The sequence below is a fragment of the Mycobacterium sp. IEC1808 genome, assembly GCF_002101935.1.
Classification (GTDB): Bacteria; Actinomycetota; Actinomycetes; order Mycobacteriales; family Mycobacteriaceae; genus Mycobacterium.
Genome location: NZ_LQPV01000024.1, coordinates 95,555 through 108,143, shown reverse-complemented (window position 1 = coordinate 108,143; position 12,589 = coordinate 95,555). Strand labels below are relative to the sequence as shown.

Annotated in this window: 12 protein-coding genes; 7 read left to right on the top strand and 5 right to left on the bottom strand. The window is 66.1% G+C overall.

Annotated elements, in window-relative coordinates; all coding sequences use genetic code 11:
* Nucleotides 1–47: 47 nt before the first annotated feature.
* From AWB92_RS15310 to AWB92_RS15300, 3 genes are all read left to right on the top strand, one after another.
* A complete protein-coding gene (locus AWB92_RS15310; RefSeq protein WP_085186739.1) occupies nucleotides 48–938 on the top strand; it encodes a class I SAM-dependent methyltransferase in 891 nt (296 codons plus the stop codon).
* Between the two features lie 55 nt (nucleotides 939–993).
* The gene (locus AWB92_RS15305; protein WP_085186737.1) at nucleotides 994–1,485 is read left to right on the top strand and encodes a GtrA family protein; all 492 of its coding nucleotides are present in this window, start codon (nucleotides 994–996) and stop codon (nucleotides 1,483–1,485) included.
* Nucleotides 1,486–1,793: 308 nt separating this feature from the next.
* Nucleotides 1,794–3,365: a DUF2029 domain-containing protein gene (locus AWB92_RS15300; RefSeq protein WP_085186735.1), complete on the top strand. Its 1,572-nt coding sequence runs from the start codon at nucleotides 1,794–1,796 to the stop codon at nucleotides 3,363–3,365.
* A 6-nt stretch (nucleotides 3,366–3,371) separates the two neighbouring features.
* Here the strand turns inward: AWB92_RS15300 and AWB92_RS15295 are convergent, their stop codons facing one another.
* From AWB92_RS15295 to AWB92_RS29820, 3 genes are all read right to left on the bottom strand, one after another.
* A complete protein-coding gene (locus AWB92_RS15295) occupies nucleotides 3,372–4,127 on the bottom strand; it encodes a class I SAM-dependent methyltransferase (RefSeq protein WP_085186733.1) in 756 nt (251 codons plus the stop codon).
* 242 nt (nucleotides 4,128–4,369) lie between these two features.
* A complete protein-coding gene (locus tag AWB92_RS15290) occupies nucleotides 4,370–5,179 on the bottom strand; it encodes a TylF/MycF/NovP-related O-methyltransferase (RefSeq protein ID WP_241523464.1) in 810 nt (269 codons plus the stop codon).
* Nucleotides 5,180–5,315: 136 nt separating this feature from the next.
* A complete protein-coding gene (locus AWB92_RS29820) occupies nucleotides 5,316–5,465 on the bottom strand; it encodes a hypothetical protein (protein ID WP_158090379.1) in 150 nt (49 codons plus the stop codon).
* Between the two features lie 76 nt (nucleotides 5,466–5,541).
* Here AWB92_RS29820 and AWB92_RS15285 point away from each other — a divergent pair, with 76 nt between their 5' ends.
* On the top strand, nucleotides 5,542–6,522 hold the full coding sequence (locus AWB92_RS15285; protein ID WP_158090378.1) for a rhamnan synthesis F family protein: 981 nt from the start codon (nucleotides 5,542–5,544) through the stop codon (nucleotides 6,520–6,522).
* Here AWB92_RS15285 and AWB92_RS15280 read toward each other — a convergent pair.
* Nucleotides 6,509–7,456: a glycosyltransferase family 2 protein gene (locus AWB92_RS15280; protein ID WP_277622298.1), complete on the bottom strand. Its 948-nt coding sequence runs from the start codon at nucleotides 7,454–7,456 to the stop codon at nucleotides 6,509–6,511. The genes AWB92_RS15285 and AWB92_RS15280 overlap by 14 nt on opposite strands.
* Nucleotides 7,457–7,657: 201 nt before the next feature.
* Here AWB92_RS15280 and AWB92_RS15275 point away from each other — a divergent pair, with 201 nt between their 5' ends.
* Nucleotides 7,658–8,419 carry a GAP family protein gene (locus AWB92_RS15275; protein ID WP_085186729.1) on the top strand — a complete coding sequence of 254 codons (762 nt, stop codon included), beginning with the start codon at nucleotides 7,658–7,660 and terminating at the stop codon, nucleotides 8,417–8,419.
* An 18-nt stretch (nucleotides 8,420–8,437) separates the two neighbouring features.
* A complete protein-coding gene (locus AWB92_RS15270; protein ID WP_085186727.1) occupies nucleotides 8,438–9,403 on the top strand; it encodes a glycosyltransferase in 966 nt (321 codons plus the stop codon).
* Here AWB92_RS15270 and AWB92_RS15265 read toward each other — a convergent pair.
* Nucleotides 9,356–10,672 (bottom strand): hypothetical protein, encoded by a 1,317-nt coding sequence (locus tag AWB92_RS15265; protein WP_085186725.1) that lies wholly within the window; start codon nucleotides 10,670–10,672, stop codon nucleotides 9,356–9,358. The genes AWB92_RS15270 and AWB92_RS15265 overlap by 48 nt on opposite strands.
* A gap of 160 nt (nucleotides 10,673–10,832) precedes the next feature.
* Between AWB92_RS15265 and AWB92_RS15260 the strand changes: the two genes are divergently transcribed.
* The gene (locus AWB92_RS15260) at nucleotides 10,833–12,587 is read left to right on the top strand and encodes an AMP-binding protein (RefSeq protein ID WP_085186795.1); all 1,755 of its coding nucleotides are present in this window, start codon (nucleotides 10,833–10,835) and stop codon (nucleotides 12,585–12,587) included.
* Nucleotides 12,588–12,589: the final 2 nt, after the last annotated feature.

Sequence of the window (12,589 nt, the reverse complement as noted above, 5' to 3'; positions counted from 1 at the left end):
TTCCACGCCGCGCTCCCGGTGGCCGCGCCGACGGCGGATTCCCCCAGGTGAGCCTGGCGGCGGCGGTGAAAGCGCGGGTGGGGCGGCCCGTGCTTCTGAACCTGCGCCCGCTGCGCGACCGCCGATCCGACGAGGCGGGCCGCTGCGTGGTCTGCGGCGCCGAAACCACCTTCGCCTTCAATTCCTGGACCACCCCCGACGAACTGCACGAATTTTGGGCCAACGCGGACGTGTCGCGCGCATATAACCGGCGCGAGAGCATGTTCTGCCGGTCCTGCTGCAGCAACCTGAGAGTGCGGCGGATCGCCGAGGTCCTCGTCGCCATCTACGGTCCGCCCGGGTGCGGGTCCTTCGCCGAGCTCGTGGATGACCCCGCGTTCCGCGAACTCGACGTCGCCGAGGTGAACACGATCGGCTCGCTCGGATCGCTGCACGCGTTGCTGCGGCGGCTCCCGCGGCTCGCGTTCTCCGACTATCGCGGACCGGAGCGGCTGGGCGAGATGGTCGACGGCAACCGCAACGAGGACATCTGTCGACTCACCTACCCCGACGCCGCCTTCGACCTGGTCCTGTCGTCCGACACCCTCGAGCACGTGCACGACTTCCGGGTCGCGCTGGCCGAGACGCGGCGCGTGCTGCGGCCCGGGGGCCGGCATGTCTTCACGGTGCCGGTGCTCTGGACGCGCCAGACCACGGAAACACGGGCGGAGCTGGGCGACGACGGCGAGATCGTGCACCGGATGCCGGCCCTTTATCACGGCAGGGGCAGCGGGGCTTATCGGTTCATTCCGGTGGGTGTCGACATGCTGACGTTCACCGAATTCGGCCGGGACATAGTCGATTACGTTCGCAAGGCCGGCTTCGAGCCCGAGGTCTACGCGGGCTCCGACGATGGCACGGGCGCCGAAATGGTATTCGCGGGGCGCGTCCCCGAGTGATTGCGCTCCCCTGAAGTCGACGTGACGAGGGATCCGGAAGGGTGGAAGGCATCGAATGACCGAATTCGACCTACCGCCCGAATCGGCGCCCCCTGGACCGCTGATCCGGCTCATCCGCGACCAGCGCGTGGCCTTCCTGATCGTCGGGGCAATCAACACCGTCGTGGGGTTGGGGATGTTCGTCGCGTGCTCGGAGACGGTGGGTCACGCCGTCGACCGCCGGTTCGGCACGGTCGCCGGATCGCTGGTGACGGTCACCGTTTCGCACGTGCTGAGCGTGCTGTTCGCCTTCGTCATGCATCGCCGGTTGGTGTTCCGCGTTCGGGGCCACGTGCTGCGCGATCTCGTGCGCTTCGAGAGTGTCTACCTCACGACGTTCGGCCTCAACGCCGTCGCCTTGACAGTGCTGGTAGAACTCGGTGTGCACCGGATCCCGGCGCAAATAATCGTCTTTGTGCCGATCCTGGTGCTGAACTATCTCGGCCATCGGTACTTCTCGTTTCGGCGTAGCGCCGCCGACGCTCGGGACGGGACCTCGCGCACCTAGGCCGTTGTCCGCCAGCGAGATTCGTGCCGCCAAGGATCCACGCGACGGGGGTGGGAGAAATTTCGCACATTGCACTGCCTTACTTCGGCTGCGGCGCAAGGGAATCCTGAACAGGCTTGCCGCCGACTACCGCCGCAGCGGCGCCCGTCGGCGCCAAGAAGCGCGACACCAGCCGCTTCATGCGTCTTCGCACGGCTTACCCAAACGGTGTGAATGCCAGGTCGGCGAGGGGAGCGTTGGGTAAACTGCCCGCGGCGGAGTCGGGCGCCTCGCCCCCGCTAGTGTCCGCCAGAACCGGGGAGAACGCAGTGAGGGAACCCCTCGACGTCCTACGGCACCCGATCGCGGCTGCCCGGGCTCGGCTGTCGGCGTTCACCCACCAACCGGCACGCACCATCTTGCTCGGCGGCGTCCTGCTGGCGTCGGCTATTTCGGCTATGACGGGCTTTGTTCTCACGCAGTACTTCTCGATCGACGTGCTTTCCTCGCTCGTTTTCGTCCCGGATGACTGCACCTTTGATTGGGCTACAAACCTTGGCCGCCACTGCTTCAGCGACGCCGTCTTGACAATGGACTTCGCGCAGCGAGCCAATCCATGGGAGCCCTACCCGGTGCCGCCGCTGTCGTCGCACCAGCCCCACCTGCACGGCTACGTCCCGGCCATCGTGGAGAGTAACTATCCGGCGGCCGGCATGCTGCCGCACAGGGGCTTTTGGCTGCTCGGGCAGTGGCTGCACGCGCCGCGGCTGGGATTGTTGACGTATCTGCTCGTCCTGACGGTTGCAGTGTTGAGTCCCGCCCTGTGGGCGGCCCGGGGTGCACGCGGCCTTGAGCGGGTGGTGGTCTTCGTGGCCTGCGGCAGCGCGGCGATCCCGGCATGGATGGCGGTCGATCGAGGCAACTCGGCGGGCTTCGTGGTGCCTATCGCGTTGGTTTTCTTGGTGGCGCTATCCCGGCGACGGTGGGGTCTTGTCACCGTCATGGTGGTGCTTGCCGCGATGGTGAAACCGCAATTCGCGATTCTCGGTGTCGCGTTGTTCGCTGCCCGACAGTGGCGATGGGGAGGCGTCGCGGTGGCGGGGGTGGTGGCGTCCAATGCCGCGGCATATCTCTTGTGGCCCCGGGATTTTCCGGACACGATCATGCAGTCGATCCGCCACACCGTCAGTTACGGCGGAGTTTTTCAGGCGGCTACGTCGCTCAACGTGTCCTTCGCAAGGGGGCTCTTGATGGTCCCCGACGGCATCAAGGCCAGCGAAAACGGCGGCTCGATACCGGACGGTTATCTCGCCGGTGTGCGATCGATGATCGGGTACGTCATCCTCGCGCTCGTCGTCGTCTGCGTTCTCGCTCTGGGACGGCGCATCTCGCCCGTCATGGTCGGCATCGTGCTGCTGGCCACGGCCGCTCTCTTCACCGCTGTGAGCCTGCCCTACTACCTGGTATTCGCGTTGCCGATCGCCGCGTTGGTCGCCCGGGACCCGCAGGGGCCACCGGGAACGGGAATCTTCGAGAGACTCGCAGCCGTCGGCGATCGGCGGCGCGGAGTCGGCATTTGTGTGAGTGTCGCCGCGGCACTCAGCATCGCGCACATTGCGTTACCCAGCCCACCGGTTCCGGCGCAGATTGCCGGGCCGGCACAGCTGGGGGTCAGTTCGATCGTTCAAACCAGGGCGCTTGTCGGTACCACGGCCTCGCTTACGCCGCTGCTGTGGTTGATCGCCTGTGCGGCGATCATCATCTCCTACGCACGCCGACCGGCCCTACCAAGCCCGGACGACGACGGGCCGGAGCAGGATGCAGCTGCGAACGCGGCGGCCGATGGCCAACTCACAACCGCGGGTTCGACCGAAGTCTCGGCGCAGCAACCGCCGGGCTGAATACCTTCAGCGGAAAACGCTGGTGGGGACTTCCCGGCGGCCCTTTGCCCGATGGATAACCGCTATCGAATCGTAGAATTCGACCTTCTCCACAAGCGTTGTGGCAAGCGGAACGTGGAGTTCCTTCAGTCGGTGCGGATCGTTCGCCCGATAGTCGAGCTCTTTGCTACCGGCTGTTTGGTAGTGCGCGTGCATCGCGTCGATGAGCCACTTCGTGAAGTCGGCGAACGACATGGGACTGTCGCGGTATGCCCGCCAATAGTTCGAGTGGAGGTCCTCGACGATGTAGACGCCGCCCGAGGCCAGCCCGTTGGGAAAGAGAAACTGAAACGTGTGCACGATGTGCGAATTCATGTGGCTGCCGTCGTCGAGGATCACATCGAACGGGCCAAGTTCGCTCACCACTTGTTGCAGGAACGAATTGTCCGTCTGGCTGCCGATGCGAACGTGCACCCGCCGCGAAGGATCGTCGAACTGCCGAGTGGTTGTGTCGATGTCGATGCCGACGATTGTCGACTCCGGATGGAGGTAACGCCGCCACATCTGCAGCGAGCCACCACGCGCCACGCCGATTTCGAGCATCCGTATCGGCCGAGACCGATACGAAGACAGCGCCGACTCATAGGCCGGCAGATAGTGGAGCATCTTGTGGATGTTCGGCGTCTCCGCGAAGATCGCGGCCAGCTCGCCGTCGGAGGCCGGCGCATCCGACGTCGTCCAGGCGACCTGTTTACCCAGGTCGGGGCCGAGCGCCCGCAGCATGCGACGCCGGCCCCGGTAGGCGGAATACCGCGTCACGAACGGCGGTCGTGCCGACAGCTCAACTCCGGCGGCAAGCAACGACTCCTGGACACGCTTGTTCAACTTTGAGGGCACACCACACCTTGTTCGCGTCGGAAGTGTCGGCTGCCGGGTCTCGAGGTACCCGAAGGAACTCGCGCAGCCGTGGACGTCCAGCAGACACTACCGCGCCCGGTCCGGTCACGAAACACAGTCGACGACAACTAATCGGCCGACGGCCGACTCCGCCGGGCGGGTTGGGTCGGCTTGATGATCAAGCCCTGGCCGGTGGGGAGCGCGCAAACCGTGATGTCGTGCGACCGCGCGAACTCGTCGAACGCGAGCCGTTGCGGGGTGTAGCCGCGGTAGGCGTAGTCGTCCAGCAGGACGGGAGCGCCCGCGACCAGTCGGTCCCAGAAGTAGGTGAGCGCGGCGATCTCGGGCGGGGCGCAATTCATGTCGAGATGCAGGTATGCGACCTGGCGCGGCGTCACCTGCGCGAGGCTTTCTGGGATGGCGCCCTGGACGATGACCGCACGCGGCCATTGTGCGAAGTTCGCGCGAACCGAGTCGGCTCCCGTGATGTAAAACCCGCTTTCGAGGCTCTTCGCGCTCTTCTCCAGCGAGCCGGCCTCGCGTTCGCTCGCGGACACGAATCGTTCGTCCAGCCCCGCGAAGGTGTCGAGCAGGTAGAAATCGCGGTCGAGGCGGTTCCAGTCGAGAAATTCCATGATCGCGCTGCTCACGAACCCCTTGTTGACACCGCATTCCACGAAATCGCCATCCAGCCGCGACGCGATGGAGGCTGCCCACAGGGCGATATGGACACGCCAGTGAAACTGGTAGAGGTCCGCCCCGCCGATCGCCTGGACGCCCCGGGCGTACGCCGCGACGAACCTGGGCTCTTGCATGAAGGCGTGCGAGTGGACGCTGACGAGGCCGTCCTGCGCGTAGGTTTGCGGCGACAGCACCCGCAGGCCCAGGCCGAGGCGCCGCACCCTCGGGTTATAGCGAATGGCATCAAGGATTTTCACGGAATTACCCGCTGCGGGCGAAGACGGCTGCTACGGCTTGGGCGCCCGCAGGGAATTACGATCCGCATCCACGTTCTTCCTGTCGAATGTCAACTCGCATCGGCGATTCGCCGCGGTGACTAGGTCAGGGGACATGTTAGACGGTCGGCGTCCGGTGCACGGGCCGATCCGCGACGACCCGCCAGGCAAACCTTCGCGGGATGTTCATCGGGGTCAGGACGGGCAACGTGCCGACCGCCGCGGGATCACCCGTCGCCGGAAATCGGGCTTTGACTGCCTGGGGCATGACCGCCTCCCGAACCGAATACCATGCGCTACATCGGATATCGTGATCGGGACGCTGCGAGGTGACCTTGGAACTGGTGAGCAGGCTGCGCGCCGAGTCGGGGCGCGCCCGCCGCTATCTGGCCGCCGTCCCGTACCGATTGCGCGGCAACGCCCTACGCTTCATCCGCCAGACACATCAAGAGCTTCCCCCGCGGCCCTCGCCCGGTCGAGCCACGCTCGTGCTCTTCGCTCACTTCGATCCGCAAGGGGTCGTCGATCCTTATGTCGTGCACTACCTCAAGGCCCTCCACGGGCTGGGGGCGACGATCATTTTCATCTCCGCGTCGCCCAAGCTGACCCCGGCGTCCGTCGATCCCCTCCGGCCCCTCTGTGCCGGCATCTACACCAGGCGCACCCTTGCACTGGACTTCGGTTCCTGGCACCTCGCGTGGTGCATCCTCACGTCCCGCGGGTGGTCGCTCGATCAATTCGACCGCCTGGTCGTGGCCAACGACAGCGTGTTCGCTCCGCTGTTTCCGATCGAAGAGATGTGGAGCGCGTTCCGGGGCGCCGACATGTACGGCGCGATCGAAAGCGCCGAGTTCGGCGTCCATCTTCAGTCATTTTTCCTGGCCTGGGACCTCAATTCGCGCACCCGTCCGTTCCTCACCGAGTTCTGGAACGGTTTCCAGTACATCGTCGACAAAGTCAACATCGTCGATCAATACGAGATCGGCCTGTCCCGGCGCGCCCGCGAGGCGGGGCTCACGTTGCAGCCGTTCGTTTCGGTCGCCGACATCCGGGCAACGTACAGGCGCTCACCGGATCATCAGTGGGCCGGCAAGTTTTCGGGGGAACCGTTCAACCACACCCTTTTCTTCTGGGATGGCCTCATCGAACACTTCCGGTTCCCTTTTCTGAAGGCGAGCCTGCCGCGATACAACGAGCCCTGGCACGATTCCATGGCACAGTTGCGCGACTTCATCGAACAGCACACCGACTATCCCTACGAACTCATCCAGTCGAACGTGGACAGGCTCGGCAGCGGGCCGTCAACGTGGGTCAAACCGCCGTAGGCAGGCCGTCACGCCAGCGACGGGCACGGGCGAACTCGTCGACCGGGGCCCGGGCCAGGGTCTTCAACCGCGACGACCGCTCGGGTCCGAACGCCAGCACCCGAAGGGGCAGCGCCAGCCAGGTAATCGACCACCAGACGCCCGCGATGCCGCGAATCGGGGCCGACGAGGCCGGATCGACGATCAGCCAGGTGAGAATCCGCAGCTGGTCGAGCCAATTGCCGCCCGCCTTGACGATCCGCATCGATTCGGTCGACGCCGTGTGGGTGCGCACCGACAGTTCCTGGGGGTAAAAACAGACCGTCGAGCGGACCATCAGGCGATACCAAAAATCCAGGTCAACGAGCTGATAGATGTCGTTGCGAAGCCCACCGATTTCAAGCGCGAGGCGGCGGCGGAACATCACGCAGGTCGGTTCGCCGATCCAATTGCCCGCACCGCCGCGCAGCAATTGCTGGCTGAGCAGCCAACGTCCGCTGTTGCGTCCGCGGAGCCGAAAATAGTGCTTGTGCGCAGGGCCGACGCGCCGCCGCCACGGAAGGTTTTCGTCCTGGATCACACGCCTGGGAGCGAACGCCATCCCGACGGCGGGGTCGTCGAAGCAGGCGGCGAGAGTCTTCAGCGCCCCCGGGAGCAACCAGTCGTCGCCGTGCACGAACTGGACACAAGTGCCGCGCGCGAGTTCGAGGCACTTGTTGTGGTTTCCGTTCAGACCGAGCCGAGATTGGTTGTGTACCAGTCGATCCCCGGGACGGAGCAATGATGTGGCGATCGCGGCGCAGTCGTCCGACGAATCGTCGTCGACGACCACGATCTCGAAATCCGCACCGTCCTGGTCGAGGATGCTGCGCAGACACCGTTCGATCGTGGCGCCGTTGTTGTACATCGGCACGCACACCGAGATCGCGGGGGTTGCGGGCGGGTCGTCGAGCACAGCTGCCCCTTCTGTCCTTCAGCGAACCGGCATGAGCATAGCGCCCCGAGATGCGCCATTTTCGGGGCAACGTGACGCGAGTCACCCCTGCCGCCGTGCGCGGTGCGAACCGCTCGGCCCGTCGCACCTGGTCAGGTGCCAGACAAACGAATTCTTCAGTTACGCCACGGGATACGCGCGCGCACGGTAGCGTTCCCCCTGATGTGGACGTGCGTACTGATTATGGGGTTGGGGCTGGCGATTGACCCGGTGCGCCTGGGGCTGGTCGTGGTCTTGCTGTCGCGTAAGCGGCCCATGGTGAACTTGCTGGCTTTCTGGCTGGGCGGTATCGCCTCGGGGGTCGCCATCGCGATCGGCGTGCTGGTGCTGATGCACGAAGCCGCGCTGGGAGCTATTCGGCAGGCCGCTGCCGTGATCGCGGCGGTCAGGTCGGAGGTCATCATCTTTTCGGGCGGCCGCCTTCAGATCACCTTTGGTTTGCTCGCGCTCCTGCTCGTCGCCGTCGTAACGGCGCGCGCGCGGGCGGCGGCGCGCGAGCCCGTCACGCCGGTGACCGTGGGTGGCGGCGCGGCAACACTGGTGGACGAGCCGCGTTCGCGCAACCCCTTCGTGCGGCTGGGCGCCCGTGCGCAGGCCATGCTGGACTCCGACCTGCTGTGGCCGGCGTTCGTGGTCGGCGCCGCCTCCTCATTCCCCCCTTACGAGGGGGCGGTGCTGCTGGCGGTCATCATGGCGTCGGGCGTGGGGGTGAGCACGCAGTTCAGCGCATTCATCATCTTCACACTTCTGGTGCTCGCGCTGATCGAGATTCCCCTGGTCGCCTTCCTGGCGGTGCCGGAGAAGACCGAGGCGATCATGCTACGGGTGCAGAATGGGCTACGCACCTACCGCCTGCAGATCACCCAGCTGATATTCGGTGGCACGGGGATCCTCCTGCTGAGCCAGGGTATCGCCGCTCTCTGAGGCTGCCTGTACCCGGCGATGCATGCTGACGATGCGCCCGCGACCCCGCTGGTCTCGGTCTGTGTGCCGATGTACAACAACGCCGCCACGATCGAGCGCTGCCTGCGCAGCATCCTGGACCAGGACGGCGTCGACTTCGAGATCATCGTCGTCGACGACGACTCGTCGGACGACGGCGCCGCCGTCGCCGCCGCGATGCTGCGGCCGGGGGACCGGCTGGTCAAGAATCAACCGCGCCTCGGGCTCAGCGGCAACCACAACAAGTGCCTGGAACTGGCGCGCGGCACCTGCGTTCAGTTCGTACACGGCGACGACTGGCTGCTGCCCGGCGCACTGGCGACGCTCGCCCCATACTTCGAGGACCCGGCCGTCGGGCTCGCGTTCGCGCCGCGGCAGGTCGTGGGCGACGACGAGCGGTGGCAGCGCATGTACGGCAAGATGTACACGCACTTTCGGAACCTCCGCGAACGCAATGACGGGCGCGAGTTGGTGCGGCAGGCCGCGCTGGGCGGCCTGAGGGACAACTGGGTCGGCGAACCCACCTGCGTGATGTTCCGGCGCCGCCTGGCACTCGACGTCGGGGGCCTGCGCAACGACATCTACCAGCTCGTTGACTTGGACTTCTGGTTGCGCCTGATGTTGCGATCGACGGTTTGCTTTGTGCCACGCGAGCTGTCGGTGCGCAGTCACATGAAGGGGACCGAAACGACGCATCTGATGACGTCGCGGGGCTACGTGCTCGATCAGCTGCGGATTCTCAGTTGGCTGGCCGTCGACCCGGCGTCATCCCGCTCGATCCGGATCATCGCGCGGCTCTGGTGGTTTCCCGCATGGCTGGCGCTGGTCGTGGAGATCGCGGCCTTCGGGCCGCAGCGGGCGCAACATCTGAAGACCTTGGCGCAAGCCACTTTTCGCGAGTTCCCCCGCGCCCGGGCGCTAGCCGTGAATCTCGGCGGTCAGGCCGAATTCGTCGAACGTGCGTAAGACGTCCTCGCGCAGTGCGGTTTGGGAGTTGGTCCGGCCGGCCAGGTAGGCGTTGACCGCAAGGAAGATCTTTCCGTGCACCCGCCCCGAAGCGACGAACAGTTGCCCGCCCATGCGTTCGAGGGCGCGCCGGTTGATGCCCGGTTCGATCAGCCGCCCGAATGCGTAGTCGGCGTCGGTCCCGTCCGGGCGGTTCGTCGCCGGAGGCATATCCCCGACGTTGGAGCAGCCGATGGGAAGGCTGGCGACACCCAATCCCATTCCCGCCGCGCGCCGTGCAGCCCATTTGGGCGCCAGCGAGGCGAGTGGCAGCGGCCCCAGCAGCTCCTCGGTGATCTCGGTGAGGTCGGCGAACGCTTGCTTGAACTTGAGACGGACCTCCCCGAGGTCGGAGGAGAGGCGCGCCGGGTCGACCGAAATGGTGGGGAATACCACTGCGTTGCCACGCGTGTCGTCTTCCGTGCGGTCGCTGACCGGGAACGCTAGCGTGACCGTTCCGTCGTCGCAGACACGCCCCATTCGCACGCCGAGCCTGCCCGCGAATCCCGCGAGAAGCGTGAAGCTGTTTCCGCCAATGGTTTTCGCGCACGCATCCCAGGCCGCCACGTCGACGTAGGCCGTCAGGTAGGGCACCACGACGGGCCGATCGTGGGCGGCCCTGCGCGGCGAAGGCGGTGGCGAGGTCATCGAGGCGACGACGTCCTTGCGCCGGTGTCGGGCGATGCGCACCGTGGCCCCCACCGCGCGCGCCAGCTCGGGCGCCGACGCGATCGTTTGCCGGGCGTCCTGTAACGCCGCCCGTCCGCGGGTGCGCGAACCGGGGCCCGGGTAGCCCAGGTGGCGGGTTCGTCCCTCCGCCGCGTCGGAGATGGCCTGCAGGATCCCGAGCCCGTCGACCAGGGTGTGCGATGTCGTCAGGCAAACCGCGGTCCCGCCGTCGTCGAGGGGGAGGACCCCGAGATGCCAGCCGGGCCCGTATTCGGGATCCAGCGGCAGGCACGCCCGCTCATGCAACCAGGCATTCAGATCCGCACGGGAGCGCGGTGTTTCGGCCATCTCGATGTCGCGGGGTCCGCGCGAGACGACCCAGCGGTCACGCGCGAAAGGCAGCGGCGACGGTTCGACCAGCCGTCCCAGCAACCCGTATCCGAGGTTTCGGTGGAAGCGGCGCAATCCGTCAACGTTTGCGGGACGGTTGTAAATCCAGTTGAACTGCACGTGCGCCCCGTAGCCAAGCGCCCGCAGACCGAGGAAAGACGCCTGGTCCATGTGTGCGAGTCGATTGTCCACCGCGTACACGGTAGTTTATTTGCCAGCAGCGGCGGAGCGCTTTGCCCGTGGGGAAGACGGAGGGCGGGCGCGGGGCCGTGCGGTTGTAACCTGGCCGTTCCGGGCCGGAAACGCTTTCGACGAAGGTAGTGTGTTCTCCGTGGTTCAGTCATCCATACCCGGTGTGCTGCGCGAACGCGCGAGCCTGCAGCCCAACGACGCAGCGTTCACATACCTTGACTACGACCAGGATTGGGACGGCGTCCGACAGACCCTGACGTGGTCGGAGCTGTACAAGCGCGTGGTCAACCTCGGCGAACAGCTCAGGGCCAGCGGGTCGCCCGGTGACCGGGCCCTGATCCTCGCCCCCAATGGACTCGACTACGTCCTGGGCTTTCTCGGCGCCCTGCAGGCCGGGCTGGTCGCGGTTCCGCTTTCGGTTCCCTATGGCGGTGCGCACGACGAACGCACCATCTCGGTGCTGGCCGACACCTCGCCCGCCGTCGTCCTCACGACATCCGCGGTCGTCGACAACGTCGCCGCGTCGGTGCAGACCGGACAGGCGAAATCCGCGCCCTCGATCGTCGAACTCGATTTGCTGGACCTCGAAACTCGGCAGCGCCCCACCGGCCCGAGACCGCGCGCCGGCGCCGGCGACGGGTCGGACTTCATCTATCTGCAGTACACCTCCGGATCCACCCGCACGCCGGCCGGGGTCATGGTCTCCAGCAGGAACGTCTTCGCCAACTTCGAGCAGATCATGGGCGACTTCTTCGCGCCCGAGGGCGGGGTGGCGCCTCCCGGGATGACGGTGGTGACCTGGCTGCCGCTCTACCACGACATGGGTCTGCTGTTGGGCATCATCATGCCGATCCTGGCCGGCGTACCGACGGTGCTGTCCAGCCCGGTGGGGTTCCTGCAGCGACCGGCCCGCTGGATGCACATGATGGCCCAGAACGACTGCACGATCTCGGCGGGGCCGAACTTCGCCTACGAGCTCGCGGTGCGCAAGACCTCCGACGACGACATGGTCGGGCACGACCTCGGCGTCGTTCACACGATCCTCAACGGCAGCGAGCGCGTGCAGCCGGCAACGCTCAAGCGATTCACGGACCGGTTCGCCCCGTTCAACTTCGACCCTCGGGCGCTGCGGCCTTGCTACGGCATGGCGGAGGCCACGGTGTACATGTCGACCCGCCAGGTGGGCGATCCGCCCGAGATCGGATATTTCGATTCCGAGAAGCTGCCCGGCGGCGAGGCGGTGCGGTGTGAAAGCGGAAGCGGCACACCGCTGGTCAGTTACGGCAACCCCACATCGATGCTGCACCGCATCGTCGACCCCGATACCGGTCGCGAGTGCCCGGAGGGGACGGTCGGCGAGATCTGGGTGCACGGCGAGAACGTCGCCGCCGGTTATTGGCAGAAGCCCGAAGAAACGGCGCGGACGTTCGGGGCGACGATCGTCGAGCCGTCGCAGGGCACACCCGAAGGCCCCTGGCTGAGGACGGGCGACTCGGGCTTCTTCTCCAGCGGCGAGATGTTCATCATCGGACGGATCAAGGACCTGTTGATTGTCTACGGGCGCAACCATTCTCCCGACGACATCGAGGCGACCATCCAGGAGATCACCGCGGGACGTTGTGCGGCGATCGCCGTTCCCGACAAGGGCGTCGAGAAGCTGGTCGCGATCATCGAGATGAAGAAGCGCGGCGCCTCCGAGGAGGAGGCAGCGGACAAGCTGCGCGGCGTCAAACGCGAAGTCACCTCCGCGATTTCGAAGTCCCACGGGCTGAAGGTGGCGGATCTCGTTCTCGTATCACCGGGTTCGATACCCATCACCACGAGTGGCAAGATCAGGCGATCGCAGTGCGTCGAGCTCTACCGGCAGGACGAGTTCGTCCGCTTGGACGGCTAGGG

What these genes read in the sequence shown, in the direction of transcription:
- AWB92_RS15295 (WP_085186733.1), bottom strand. Translation starts at nt 4,127, where the DNA reads ATGCTGCGGGCGCTCGGCCCCGACCTGGGTAAACAGGTCGCCTGGACG.
- AWB92_RS29820 (WP_158090379.1), bottom strand. Translation starts at nt 5,465, where the DNA reads ATGCCCCAGGCAGTCAAAGCCCGATTTCCGGCGACGGGTGATCCCGCG.
- AWB92_RS15270 (WP_085186727.1), top strand. Translation starts at nt 8,438, where the DNA reads ATGCATGCTGACGATGCGCCCGCGACCCCGCTGGTCTCGGTCTGTGTG.
- AWB92_RS15275 (WP_085186729.1), top strand. Translation starts at nt 7,658, where the DNA reads ATGTGGACGTGCGTACTGATTATGGGGTTGGGGCTGGCGATTGACCCG.
- AWB92_RS15305 (WP_085186737.1), top strand. Translation starts at nt 994, where the DNA reads ATGACCGAATTCGACCTACCGCCCGAATCGGCGCCCCCTGGACCGCTG.
- AWB92_RS15265 (WP_085186725.1), bottom strand. Translation starts at nt 10,672, where the DNA reads ATGGACCAGGCGTCTTTCCTCGGTCTGCGGGCGCTTGGCTACGGGGCG.